The 13,724-nt window shown below is 49.5% G+C and carries 10 protein-coding genes; 6 read left to right on the forward strand and 4 right to left on the reverse strand.

Annotation, left to right across the window (positions count from 1 at the left end; all coding sequences use genetic code 11):
* Positions 1–58 precede the first annotated feature (58 nt).
* Complete coding sequence (gene antC / locus ACX9GV_RS05845) at positions 59–1,072, forward strand: anthranilate 1,2-dioxygenase electron transfer component AntC (RefSeq protein ID WP_473197375.1); 1,014 nt, start codon at positions 59–61, stop codon at positions 1,070–1,072.
* A gap of 189 nt (positions 1,073–1,261) precedes the next feature.
* Here antC and pta read toward each other — a convergent pair whose 3' ends face one another.
* Together pta and ackA are read right to left on the reverse strand one after the other, a co-directional pair.
* The gene (pta, locus tag ACX9GV_RS05850; protein ID WP_023491551.1) at positions 1,262–3,421 is read right to left on the reverse strand and encodes a phosphate acetyltransferase; all 2,160 of its coding nucleotides are present in this window, start codon (positions 3,419–3,421) and stop codon (positions 1,262–1,264) included.
* A gap of 152 nt (positions 3,422–3,573) precedes the next feature.
* Positions 3,574–4,776 carry an acetate kinase gene (gene ackA / locus ACX9GV_RS05855; RefSeq protein WP_037386249.1) on the reverse strand — a complete coding sequence of 401 codons (1,203 nt, stop codon included), beginning with the start codon at positions 4,774–4,776 and terminating at the stop codon, positions 3,574–3,576.
* Positions 4,777–5,177: 401 nt separating this feature from the next.
* On the opposite strand from ackA, the gene yfbV reads away from it, so the two are divergent.
* The 4 genes from yfbV (at position 5,178) to ACX9GV_RS05875 (ending at position 9,052) form a co-directional block, all read left to right on the forward strand.
* Positions 5,178–5,633 (forward strand): terminus macrodomain insulation protein YfbV, encoded by a 456-nt coding sequence (yfbV, locus tag ACX9GV_RS05860; RefSeq protein WP_023491553.1) that lies wholly within the window; start codon positions 5,178–5,180, stop codon positions 5,631–5,633.
* Between the two features lie 155 nt (positions 5,634–5,788).
* Positions 5,789–6,283 (forward strand): YfbU family protein, encoded by a 495-nt coding sequence (locus tag ACX9GV_RS05865; protein ID WP_023491554.1) that lies wholly within the window; start codon positions 5,789–5,791, stop codon positions 6,281–6,283.
* 21 nt (positions 6,284–6,304) lie between these two features.
* Positions 6,305–6,961, forward strand: coding sequence for a sugar phosphatase (locus tag ACX9GV_RS05870; protein WP_473197376.1), 657 nt, complete (start codon positions 6,305–6,307; stop codon positions 6,959–6,961).
* Between the two features lie 258 nt (positions 6,962–7,219).
* Entirely contained in the window at positions 7,220–9,052 is a 1,833-nt protein-coding gene (locus ACX9GV_RS05875) for an SLC13 family permease (RefSeq protein ID WP_473197377.1), read from the forward strand.
* Between the two features lie 75 nt (positions 9,053–9,127).
* Here the strand turns inward: ACX9GV_RS05875 and yfbR are convergent, their stop codons facing one another.
* Together yfbR and ACX9GV_RS05885 are read right to left on the reverse strand one after the other, a co-directional pair.
* Entirely contained in the window at positions 9,128–9,727 is a 600-nt protein-coding gene (gene yfbR / locus ACX9GV_RS05880) for a 5'-deoxynucleotidase (RefSeq protein ID WP_473197378.1), read from the reverse strand.
* A gap of 75 nt (positions 9,728–9,802) precedes the next feature.
* Positions 9,803–11,017 carry a pyridoxal phosphate-dependent aminotransferase gene (locus ACX9GV_RS05885; RefSeq protein ID WP_473197379.1) on the reverse strand — a complete coding sequence of 405 codons (1,215 nt, stop codon included), beginning with the start codon at positions 11,015–11,017 and terminating at the stop codon, positions 9,803–9,805.
* A 1,007-nt stretch (positions 11,018–12,024) separates the two neighbouring features.
* Here ACX9GV_RS05885 and lrhA point away from each other — a divergent pair.
* Positions 12,025–12,960 carry a transcriptional regulator LrhA gene (gene lrhA, locus ACX9GV_RS05890; protein ID WP_473197380.1) on the forward strand — a complete coding sequence of 312 codons (936 nt, stop codon included), beginning with the start codon at positions 12,025–12,027 and terminating at the stop codon, positions 12,958–12,960.
* The last annotated feature ends 764 nt before the right edge of the window (positions 12,961–13,724 follow it).

Genomic DNA, 13,724 nt, shown 5'->3' on the forward strand with positions numbered 1-13,724 from the left:
GACTAGCCGTATAAACATCAACCGTATAAACATCAACCGTATAAACACAGGAGCAATCATGACTCACAGCGCAGCCATTATTTTTCGCGATGGGCTTACGCAATTTATCCAGGTTGAGCCGAGTGAAACCCTGCTGGATGCCGCTTTTCGTCACGGGATCCAGCTCCCCCTGGATTGCCGTGAAGGGGTGTGCGCCACCTGCCGTGGGGTATGTGAAGCGGGCAGCATCGAAATGGAGTATGTCGATGATGAAGCGCTGAGTGCTCACGAGCTTGAACAAGGGCATATGCTGGCTTGCCAGACAAGGTTGAAGTCATCTGGGACTTTCTATTTTGATATCGACTCCAGCATTTGCCATCTTGCCCAGCAGAGCTACCGTGGGCGAGTGAGCGCGTTAGCGTTGCTCTCGGATACCGTAGCAACGCTGGAAATTACTCTGGAGCCAGGGGAAGCTGAATTGCACTATCTGCCCGGGCAGTACGCACGTATTGAGGTGCCTGGCAGTGGGGAAAGCCGCGCTTACTCTTATGCCAGTGGTAGTGTCCAATCAGGCCGGGTGCGCTTTTTGATCCGCTTGTTGCCGAGCGGATTGATGAGTGACTATCTACGCTCGGGTTGTCAGGTGGGGGAGAGCATTAACTTTACCGCTCCGTTTGGTGCATTTTATCTGCGTGAGGTAACGCGCCCACTGCTGTTTATTGCAGGCGGCACCGGGTTATCCGCGTTTCTCAGCATGCTGGAGAGTCTGGCAGATAAGGGGGGGAGTTACCCGCCGATCCGGCTTTACTATGGTGTTAATCGCGAGAGTGAAATCAGTGAGTTGCAACGGCTCGATGCGCTGGTGGAACAGCTTGATCATTTTAGCTATCAGGTGGTGGTCGCTACCCCGGGCCCCGAGTGGCAAGGTAAAAAGGGCTGGGTGACGGATGCGCTAGAAGAACATCAACTGCAACAACCCTTTGATGCCTATTTATGCGGGCCTCCACCGATGATTGAAGCGGCCAGTAACTGGTTGTCGGCTCACCCCATTGCCGAGCATAAGGTCTATTTCGAGCGCTTTATTTCCAGTTAAGACCTTAGCAGTGCCATTTTCTTGCTTTTGGGCGGGGATTATTTTTGGTGATGGTGATGGTGATGGTGATGGTGATGGTGCGAAAATACATGGAGCATGAGTAGAAATTGGGGGGAGAACAGCAAACAGTCAGCTCCAGGCTAGGTGTGCTTGGAGCTGACAAGGTGCTTACTGCTTGGTTATTAGTGCTTAGGCTTTGGCTGCTTGCGCATCCGCCTGAGCAGACTGAATTGCCGTCAGTGCTACGGTATAGACAATATCGTCAACCAGCGCACCGCGGGACAAGTCGTTTACTGGCTTACGCATCCCTTGCAGCATTGGCCCGATGGACACCAGATCAGCAGAGCGCTGTACCGCTTTGTAAGTGGTGTTACCGGTGTTCAGGTCAGGGAAGATAAACACCGTGGCTTGACCCGCAACCGGTGAATTAGGTGCTTTGGACTGAGCCACATCCGCCATGATCGCCGCATCGTACTGCAGTGGGCCATCAATGATCAGGTCTGGGCGTTTTTCTTGTGCCAGACGCGTGGCTTCACGCACTTTATCAACATCGCTGCCAGCACCGGAGTTACCGGTAGAGTAAGAGATCATCGCTACACGTGGGTCGATACCAAATGCCGCCGCAGAATCAGCAGATTGAATAGCGATTTCTGACAACTGTTCAGCCGTTGGGTCTGGGTTGATGGCACAGTCGCCATAAACCAGTACCTGATCCGGTAACAGCATAAAGAATACTGAAGACACCAGTGAACTGCCCGGTGCAGTTTTGATCAACTGCAAAGGTGGGCGGATGGTATTGGCGGTGGTGTGGACCGCACCGGAAACCAGGCCATCAACCTCACCTTTCTCCAGCATCAGCGTACCCAGAACCACATTATCTTCCAGTTGCTCGCGGGCAACCACTTCGGTCATCCCTTTACTCTTACGCAGTTCAACCAGACGTGGTACGTAGAGTTCGCGCACCGCGACTGGGTCGACAATCTCGATGCCTTTACCCAATTCAACGCCTTGCGCTGCCGCAACGCGCTTAATATCTTCTGGATTACCCAGCAGCACACATTCGGCAATACCACGTTCGGCACAAATAGCTGCGGCTTTCACGGTACGTGGCTCGTCGCCTTCTGGCAGCACGATACGTTTGCCTGCATTGCGTGCCAGTTCAGTCAGTTGGTAACGGAACGCTGGTGGCGACAGGCGACGTGAACGCTCTGACGCTGCGGTCAACGAATCGATCCATTCATTGCTGATGTGGCTTGCCACATAGTTTTGCACTTTTTCGATACGTTGATGGTCATCTGCGGGCACTTCAAGGTTGAAGCTTTGCAGGCTGAGTGACGTTTGCCAAGTGTTGGTATCAACCATAAAGACCGGCAAGCCGGTTTCAAAGGCACGTTCACACAGTTTGTTAATTGAGGCTTCGATCTGGTAGCCACCGGTGAGCAAAATAGCACCGATTTCCACCCCGTTCATGGCGGCCAGACAAGCGGCAACCAGCACATCAGGACGGTCGGCTGAGGTGACCAGCAGAGAACCCGGGCGGAAGTGCTCCAGCATATGCGGGATACTGCGCGCACAGAAGGTGACGGATTTGACCCGGCGGGTCATGATGTCACCTTTGTTAACCACACAAGCTTTCAGGTGGTGAGCCATATCGATAGCACGGGTGGCGATCAGATCAAAGCTCCAAGGTACACAGCCTAAAACCGGCAGGGGGCTGTTGGCAAACAACACCGCAGGGTCAATATTAGCTATGCTGGCTTTGCTTGAGTCATCAAAAATTTCAGACAGGTCTGGGCGTGTACGGCCCTGATCATCCACCGGAGCGTTTAATTTGTTAATGATCACGCCGGTAATGTTTTTGTTCTTGCTGCCGCCAAAACTGGTACGGGCCAGTTCAATACGCTCGGTCAGTTGTGCCGGGGAGTCATTGCCCAATGCCAGAACAAAGACGATTTCGGCATTCAGCGTTTTGGCAATTTCATAGTTCAGCGCATTGGCGAACTGATGCTTACGGGTAGGAACCAGACCTTCGATCAGCACCACTTCTGCATCTTTGGTGTTCGCGTGGTAACGGGCCACGATCTCTTCCATCAACACATCTTGCTGGTTGGAACTCAGTAGACCTTCCACATAACTCATGCGCAGCGGTTCTGCTGCCGGAATGGTGGAGTTACTGCGGATGATCGCCGTCGTCTGGTCAAGAGTGTCGCCGCCGCTGCGTGGCTGAGCAATCGGTTTGAATACGCTCAGACGAACGCCTTTCTGCTCCATGGCGCGGATAACACCCAGGCTGACGCTGGTCAAACCAACGCTGGTGCCGGTTGGGATCAACATAATTGTACGTGACACAGAATAGTCCTCTTCACGGTTTATAGCCTGCAACGGGGCGCAGACAAAATGTGGCTCTAAAACAATATGCGGCTCTAAAACATATTTGGGTCTAAAACCATATATGGGCTCTAAAACAACACCGTCAGCCTAAGCTGACGGTGTGAAGAACCTTAATGGGTTAGACGGAACGCATCTTGTGCGATGACCAACTCTTCATTGGTTGGGATCACCAGCGCCAAGCGGCTGCCATCTTTAGTGATATTACCCGATTTACCGAAACGAGCAGCCAGGTTGCGATCATGGTCAATCTCAAAACCGAGCAGGCCCAGTTTGTCGAGGGCCATTTCACGGACCATGGCAGCATTTTCACCGATACCACCAGTGAAGATAACGGCATCCAGGCGGCCATCCATCAGAGCACAATAAGCGCCGATATACTTGGCCAGACGGTGGCAGTAGACATCCATAGCACGTTTGGCATCGGCTTTGGTTTCGTAGTTATCTTCTACATAACGGCAGTCACTGGTGACTTCAGTGAGGCCCAGCAGACCTGACTCTTTGGTCAGCATCTTGTTGATCTCGTCAATGCTCATCCCCATAGCATCGTGCAGATGGAAGATGATGGCCGGGTCGATATCACCACTGCGGGTACCCATCACCAAACCTTCCAGTGGGGTCAAGCCCATAGAGGTATCGACAGATTGACCGTTGCGAACCGCAGTAACGGAACCGCCATTGCCCAGATGACAGGTAATGAGATTCACTTCTTCAACCGGTTTGTTCAGGACTTTTGCCGCTTCTTGTGTGACGTAGAAGTGGCTGGTGCCGTGTGCACCGTAACGGCGAACGCCATGGTCGCGGTATAAATTGTACGGCAGGGCATACAGATAGGATTCTTCAGGCATCGTCTGATGGAACGCGGTGTCGAAGACGGCAACGTTTTTATCCGTCAGCTCAGGGAAAGATTTTAACGCTTCTGCAATACCGATCAAATGGGCAGGGTTATGCAGTGGTGCAAAAGGGACGGCATCTTTGATACCCTGTAGCACTTCGTCGTTGATAACGGCAGAGGCGGTGAACTTCTCGCCACCGTGAACAATGCGGTGACCGATGGCGACCAATTGGGCGGAAAGCTCAGGTTTTTGTGCCAGAATAGTATTAACGATGAAGTGCAGCGCTTCGCTGTGCGCAGCCCCAGCACCCAGTGCCGCTTCTTGTTTGCTGCCATCCATTTTCCATTTAATGCGGGCCTCAGGAAGATGGAAACACTCGGCCAGACCAGAGAGGTGTTCTTCACCGTTGATGGCATCAATAATGGCGAATTTCAGAGAAGAACTGCCGCAGTTAAGAACCAGTACTAGCTTACTCGACATGGAAGTACCTACTTAAATTGTTGGTGTTGGTATTAAAAAGTCCAATACACGTGGTGAATAAAATGTCAACTACTCATCAAGCGTAGCGCATAATGGCTTTGACATTTATGATTAACATCATGTCAGTGACAGAAAGGCCATGATGATGAATAACGTGTTGATTATCCGGTGATTAAATTACCCGGCTCTGCATTCCAATCGCATGCAAGTTGCCGCCAATCAGGCGGCGCCTTGTAAAATGACAGAGAACAGAGCAAAAAGCTGGCGGATCTCATATCATCTATTATTGGCATAAGATACCGATAGCCAGCTATAAATACAAAATAAATTTAAAGCTTCAACTTTTTTGTTGGTGTTTTTATGGAATTATTTTATTTTTTGTACATAAAGTTGAGGTTGGCATGACAAGCAAACCCCCCGGTTCGTTAAGCTGGTTCCAGATTTTCCAGCGTGGACAGCATTACATGAAAACCTGGCCATCAGACAAACGTTTGGCACCGGTATTCCCTGAAAATCGCGTGGCGAAGGCAACGCGTTTTGCGGTGCGTTTTATGCCGCCATTGGCGATATTTTCGCTCACTTGGCAAATTGCCCTGGGTGGTCAACTCGGCCCGGCCATTGCGACTGCGCTGTTTGCCTGCAGCTTGCCAATGCAAGGGCTATGGTGGTTGGGTCGCCGTTCAGTTACGCCTCTGCCGCCCACTTTATTACAGTGGTTCTTTGATCTGCGTAACAAACTGGTGGAGGCCGGGCAAGCTGTGGCCCCAGTGGAGGGGACGCCAACCTATCAGGCATTGGCGGAGGTGCTCAAGCGTGCCTTCAATCAATTGGACCAAACTTTTCTCGATGACCTTTAAACCGTTCAGGGGAGTTGCTCCGGCTTTTCCCCAGGCTACCCTTCGATAACCCCGGTCAAATCAAAAAAAGGCCCGGTTGTGATTCCACACCCTAACTCAGTATGCGATGCTTTCATCAATATGCAGTGTCAATGTGTAGTAATGAGGACTATAAAATGGAAATGACTAACGCCCAACGTTTGATTTTATCAAATCAATACAAGATGATGACGATGCTTGATCCCGATAATGCAGAACGTTATCGCCGCTTGCAGACCATTATTGAGCGCGGTTTTGGCTTGCAAATGCGTGAGCTGGATCGAGACTTCGGTGAAATGAGTGAGGAAGTGTGCCGTACCATCATCAATATTATGGAAATGCACCATGCACTGCAGGTATCGTGGGAAAACCTCAAGGAGCGTCAAGGGATAGATGAACGTCGTCTGGCTTTCCTGGGTTTTGATGCGGCGACCGAAGCACGTTTTCTGAGTTATGTCCGTTTCTTGGTGAATACCGAAGGGCGATATACGCATTTTGATTGCGGCAGTCACGGCTTTAATTCTCAGACTAAAATGTGGGAAAAGTACCAGCGTATGCTGGCAATCTGGTTATCGTGCCCACGTCAGTATCATTTAAGCGCGGTTGAAATTACGCAAATTATCAATGCCTGATCAAACTTAATGGGGTTTGCCGTGGAGTGTAAGGGGTTTCTGTTCGATCTTGATGGAACGTTAGTCGATTCATTGCCAGCAGTGGAGCGTGCTTGGATCCATTGGGCCAAGCGTCATGATATTAATGAGCAACAGGTATTGGATTTTATCCACGGAAAACAAGCGATAACCTCGCTGCGCCATTTTATGCCCAATGCCACGGAAGCCGAACTGGAACATGAGTTTGTCCTGTTGGAGCAGATAGAATCACAGGATACGCAAGGGGTGGTGGCCTTGCCGGGAGCCAAAGTGCTGCTGGAAGGGCTTACCGATATGGGTATTCCTTGGGCGATAGTGACTTCTGGCTCCATTCCGGTGGCCACTGCGCGCCGTATTGCTGGCGGGTTACCGCATCCTGAGGTGTTTATAACCTGTGAACGGGTCCAGCGGGGTAAACCGCAGCCAGATGCCTATCTGTTAGGTGCGGCAAGTTTAGGTTTGGCACCTGAGTCCTGTGTGGTGGTAGAGGATGCTCCCGCAGGGATTTTATCCGGGCTGGCAGCGGGTTGCCAGGTGATAGCCGTCAATGCCCCTGCCGATACGCCCAAATTGGATCAGGTTAATCTAATCCTCTCTTCGTTGACCCAAATCCGGGTGAGCAAGACGCCAGAGGGGGGGCGTATTGAACTTGTTGTTTAAACGCTATCTGATGATGATTAGCCGCAGGGTTACTCATCAACCACGCTTTAAACGACAACGTTTCAAGCTATATATAGCGATTCAAACAATATATCGCGTTTCAAACTAGATATAGCGTTTCAAACAATAGCGATTCAAACAATATAGCGTTTCAAACAATAGCGATTCAAACGACAGGTGCGGGCTGCATGACTTGGCCCGTACCTGAGTCTCTCACCTGTTTTTTCTGACCTGCACCACAGACCGCAAGAGGTTGTTGTGAACGGCGAATTACTCTGGGTTTTGATGTTACTGCTGGCAGCCATAGTGCTGTTTACTACCAACAAGTTGCGCATGGATGTCGTGGCGTTACTGGTCATTATTGCTTTTGTGCTAAGTGGTACTTTGACCTTGCAGGAAGCAACAACCGGTTTTAGTGATCCCAATGTGATTTTGATTGCAGCCCTGTTTGTGGTGGGGGAGGGTTTGGTACGTACTGGTGTGGTTTACCAAGTGGGTGATTGGCTGGTGAAAGTCGCGGGCAGCAGTGAAACCAAAATGTTGGTTTTGCTGATGCTCTGTGTTGCCGGGCTTGGGGCCATCATGAGTTCGACGGGCGTGGTAGCGATTTTTATTCCTGTGGTGCTCAGTGTCGCTGGGCGTATGAAGATCTCTCCAGGGCGGTTGATGATGCCGTTAAGCTTTGCTGGTTTGATCAGTGGCATGATGACGTTAGTTGCTACACCGCCCAATATGGTGGTCAATAGTGAACTGGTACGTGAGGGAATAGAGGGTTTTGGTTTCTTTGCGGTGACACCGATTGGTGTACTGGTTTTGGTTTTGGGAGTGGGATACATGTTGGTGGCGCGGCGCTGGTTAGTGGACAATCGCGGTATTAACGCCAACGTTGACTGGCAGCGCCGGACCTTCCGTGATTTGATCCGCGACTATAAACTGTCTGGTCGGGCACGCCGTTTGGCGATCCGCAGTGGTTCACCGTTGATTGGTTGTTCGCTGGATGAGTTGCACCTCCGTGTTCGCTACAGTGCCAATGTGATTGGCATTGAGCGTTGGCGGCGCTTTCGACGGGTGATGGTCAGTGCTTTTGCCAACACAGAACTGCGAGAAGGGGATGTCTTGTTGATCGATATATTTGATGACGATATCGATTTACGCCAGTTCTGCCGAGAACAACTATTGGAACCGATGGTATTGCGTGGCGAATATTTCTCTGAGCAGTCACGCAACGTCGGGATGGCAGAGGTTTCCTTAATTCCCAATTCGGCGCTGCTGGGGAAAAGTTTACGTGATGTCGGCTTTCGTCGCCGTTACGACCTCAACGTGGTGGGCATTCGTCGTAACGGTGAAACGTTGAAAGGTCAGTTGGCGAATATCCCGATCGAATTGGGGGATATTCTGTTGGTCATCGGTGATTGGAAGGCCATTCGTCAGTTACAGGCTGAAAACCATGACTTTATGGTGTTGAATCTACCGGCAGAAGTTGATGAGGTGGCACCGGCAATCAATCAAGCCCCACACGCGTTGTTCTGCCTGGCGCTGATGGTGGCGATGATGCTGACCAAAGAGATCCCGAATCCAATAGCGGCATTGATTGCCTGCCTGTTGTTGGGGGCATTTCGTTGTATCGATATGGAGAGTGCCTATAAGGCCATCCATTGGCCGAGTCTTATTTTAATTGTCGGTATGATGCCCTTTGCCCAAGCATTGCAGAAAACCGGTGGTGTTGATCTGATTGTACGCGGTCTGATGGATATTGCCGGTGATGCCGGGCCCCGCGTGATGCTGGCTTGCCTATTTGTCTTGTGCTCAGTGATTGGGTTATTTATCTCTAACACCGCGACGGCGGTATTGATGGCACCCATTGCGATAGCCGCCGCTCAAAAGATGGGCGTCTCGCCTTATCCCTTCGCCTTGGTTATCGCTATTGCCGCTTCTGCTGCCTTTATGACCCCGGTGTCCTCTCCGGTCAATACGCTGGTATTAGGACCAGGGAATTACAAATTTGGTGATTTTGTCAAAATAGGCGTGCCTTTTACCGTACTGGTGATGATGGTCAGTCTGATCGTTATTCCTTGGCTATATGCGTTTTAGACAAAATAGCCCCAGACGCGTAAATGACTAGGCGGCTGGGGCACTTGAGTTGGTGTGGTGACGAAAACCGGCCGGTTATAACGGCGTATCAATGCTGATTTCATCCAGTGACAAGCTGAAACTGGGAATAAACACCGTCATAAAATAGTCCATTTCTGGGCTATGGCGTAGCTGGAGTGTTTTTTCCAGGCGCGCTTTAGCCAGCTTGAATTCATTATTACCGGCCGATAACTCTTCCAGACATTTAACAAAGGCACATAACGCATCTGCCTGCTTGACGATCAGCTTCTCATCTTCGCTGTAATAATGTTCATCAAGGATTGGACGGAAATCGCTTTGTAACTCTGCTGGGATCATATCAAGCAATTTTTGTTGGGCCACTTTCTCTATTTTTTTGTATTCGTGGGCAATTTGCGGGTTGTAATATTTAATCGGGGTGGGCATATCCCCGGTCAACACTTCGCTGACATCGTGGTACATCGCCAGCAGCGCCACGCGTTCTGCATTCAGGTTGCCATTAAATTTCCGATTCTTGATCACTGCCAGCGCATGGGCGACAAACGCAACCTGCAGGCTGTGTTCAGAAACGTTTTCAGTACGCACGTTGCGCATTAACGACCAGCGGCTAATCAGTTTCAAACGGGACAGGTGAGCAAAGAAATGACTCTGGTTCATGGTGCTCTCTTTCTACAGCGATATGACAACAACAGGCAGACAGTATGGGTGCACAGCGTGCACCCAACAAGCTGATTACTGACGGTAGTTTTCGAGGAAACGCCCCAATTTACCTACGGCCATTTCCAGTTCATCTACACGGGGTAGGGTGACAATACGTACGTGGTCTGGATGAGGCCAATTGAACGCACTGCCCTGAACCAGCAGGACCTTTTCTTGTAACAGCAGGTCCAGAATCATCTTCTGGTCGTCATGAATATTAAAGCGTTTGGCGTCAATCTTCGGGAACATATAGAGTGCCCCTTGCGGTTTTACGCAGGAAACGCCAGGGATGTTATTCAGCAGTTCCCAAGTGCGATTACGTTGTTCATACAAACGGCCACCAGGCTGGATAAACTCGCTGATACTCTGGTATCCCCCCAGCGCGGTCTGAATGGCATGCTGCATAGGCACGTTGGCGCACAGGCGCATGGAGGCTAGCATTTCCAGCCCTTCAATATAACCTTTGGCATGTTTTTTCGGCCCGTTGAGCACCATCCATCCCTGGCGAAAACCCGCGACACGATAGGTTTTCGACAGGCCATTAAAGGTGATGGTCAGCAGGTCTGGTGCTAGTGCGGCAATCGAGTGATGAACCGCGTCGTCATAGAGGATCTTGTCGTAAATTTCATCAGAGAAAATGATCAGGTTATGCTGGCGGGCGATTTCGACAATCTCTTCCAGCAGGGCTTTACTGTATACCGCACCGGTCGGGTTATTAGGGTTGATAATCACAATGCCACGGGTGCGCGGTGTGATCTTGCGGCGGATATCATCCAGATCCGGAAACCAGCCAGCCTCTTCGTCACAGAGATAGTGCACCGCTTTACCACTGGAAAGCGAAACGGCGGCGGTCCACAGTGGGTAGTCTGGGGCTGGCACCAGCATTTCATCACCAGAATTGAGCAATGCCTGCATGGATTGAACGATGAGCTCGGATACCCCATTGCCAATATAGATATCCTCGACGGTCACATCACGCATATCACGGGCCTGATAGTGCTGCATGATCGCTTTACGCGCAGAGAACAACCCCTTGGAGTCGCAATAACCCTGTGCGGTAGGAAGATTACGGATGACATCCACCAGAATTTCATCTGGGGCATCAAAACCAAACGGTGCCGGATTGCCGATGTTCAGCTTCAGTACTTTGTTGCCTTCTTCCTCAAGACGCTTGGCTTCTTTGAGTACTGGGCCTCGAATGTCGTAACAGACGTTGTCCAGCTTGCTGGATTTATCAATGGGGGACATAAACAGTTGAGCCTTTTACTTAGATTGAGCTTTTATACTCGTCATACTTCAAGCTGCCTGGGTGTTGGCTTTCCTCACTCACCCCAGTCACTTACCTGTGTAAGCTCCTGGGGATTCTCTGCGTCGCCGCCTACATGCAACTCGAATTATTTAGTGTATAGAGAGGGGTGTTTCTGCCATGGAACACCACAGTTGGTCCAATGTACTCCTGCAAGCGCTCTTTTTGAAGAGTCTTGTAAAGCTTTGGTGCTAACATTCGACTTGAACGGCATTCTAAGTGATTAAAGGTTTTGGCTGGTTTGTTATTGGTGATAAAATCTTAAAAGATGATTATTAATAGTGTATTGATTTAAGTTTATGCTATTAAAGCAGGAGAACGGTTTTGTTGGTATGGCACACGATGAGCGTTCGGAATGTCAAAATCAGTATAAATGATAACAAAATGTAAAAAACTGTTTGCAGAGTTATTATATAGTGGATGAAAAAGGTAAATGCGGCCACAATTCAGTTATCGGAGATCACATTAAATATATTTCAGTAATTCACTGAAGTTTTTTTTGATTACAACTTTATATATTCTAACTATCTCTAGTTGCTGGATAAAATGCGGTATGGTTTGAACAGCGCAGGCGCTTGCAGTGCGAGGGCGACTAGGGTCGAGTAACACAGTAAGCTCTTGAGTATCTGGGCATTGAGCCGAAATAATTCGGATTGCTTGTCAGCCGCAAGTCTGAGATAAATCGATTCCTGACCGATTAGCTCAATGGCGTTGTTACTCAGTTGGTTGTCTTTGGGGGTTCATTGTGATGTGTGCATTCGCCACTTGGCCGCCGCTCGTATGAGCTTGGTTATAGAAAAAGCGATAGAGGTAACGAAATATAAGGAATTTTTTGCCCTCTTCTAATGAGTGGGTTACTGTCATGTCCGGCGCTTGCCATTTTCGGCGGCGTCTTGGAAATACACCAGGGTAGTTTGTAAGTAATAATTTAAAAAGTGAAGAAAACACTATGATAAGTGCAAAACGTCCGTTACTTAATCTCGATCTCGATCTGCTGAGAACATTTGTTGCTGTGGCTGATTTAAAGACGTTTGCGTCGGCGGCAGTTGCCGTCCGTCGTACTCAATCAGCCGTGAGTCAACAAATGCAGCGGTTAGAGCAATTAGTTAACAAAGAGTTGTTTGCTCGCCATGGGCGCAATAAGTTATTAACCGAACATGGTATCCAACTTCTCGGTTATGCCAGGAAAATTCTGCGTTTCAATGATGAAGCCTATGCTTCTTTGGTTTATGACGATGTCGATGGCGTGCTGACTATCGGTGCTTCTGACGATACCGCAGATACTCTTCTGCCTTTTCTGCTTAATCGTGTGACCACGGTTTACCCACGGCTGACCGTCGATGTGCGGGTGAAACGTAGCGCACAAACTATCGATATGCTGGAAAAAGGGGAAGTGGATTTAGCCATTACCACCACCGCTACAGGTGATCATCCGCATGTTGTACTGCGCAACTCCCCAACGTTGTGGTATTGCGCGGCAGATTACTTTTTACAGCCAGGGGAGCCGCTGCCGTTGGTGGTGCTCGACGAACCTAGCCCGTTCCGTGACATGGCGATTAAACATCTGGATGCTGCTGATATTCCTTGGCGTATCGCCTACGTTGCTTCCTCCTTATCTGCGGTGCGTGCTGCATGTAGGGCAGGTTTAGGAATTACTGCCCGGCCTATTGAGATGATGACCCCAGACTTGCGGGTACTGGGTGTAGCAGAGGGGTTACCTCCATTGCCGGATACTCAATATTCACTATGCAAAAATGTGACGTGTGAGAACGAACTGGCCATGACGATTTTTAATGCCGTGAAAAAGGGTAATGAGACTTACCATTTCGATACGGATAGTGTCTTGGTTGCGGAAGATTTCGGCCTCTTGGAGGATGACGAGTAATATCGTCAATTACCCCCTTGGCGACTTGAGGGGGTAACCGATTGAAGCGTACATACGATTTGAATGGGGTATCACCGGCGCTGTTTTGCGCCATGGTGAGACCTCGTTAAGCAAAACCTCTGTCTTTTGGGCAGAGGTTTTTTTTATAGCGCGATCCGGCAGGTACGAAAGGCGAATCCTTGTTATTTGCAAGGTTATCCGGCTGATTTGTTGTGCATTTTTTGAACGAAAGTTGACAAAAATGGTTAAGCCGCCACACTTATTTTTAGTTTTTTCCCCGAAACGTGTCCTGGATCAAAAAAATACCCCGAGCTAGTGAGTGGAACAACAGGGAATTCCTGAGAGAATGGTATAGTAAAACTGAAATGTCGCCATTGGGTTATCTCTGAGTGCAGTTATCTAACGACTAACTGACACGATTTAGCTGAGCTTCTGGTGCGATGATGTTAACAAATTGGTTTGTGTGTAAATTAATGTGTAGATTCTTTTGTTGAAATTGACAAAAGGCTATTGAAAGGAGTAAAAGCTCACAGCAAAATATTGCCTAATTCTCTGTAAAAGCAATGTGTTTGCGTGGCTCTACTCAACCTCTTTCAGGTTATATACACTAAATAATTCGAGTTGCAGGAAGGCGGCGACGCAGAGAATCCCCAGGAGCTTACACAGGTAAGTGACTGGGGTGAGTGAGGAAAGCCAACACACATGCAACTTGAAGTATGACGAGTATAGCCAGCTGGCACGCGGGTGAATTGTCAACCAGGCAA

Source organism: Serratia sp. 25CWL12 (assembly GCF_055790885.1).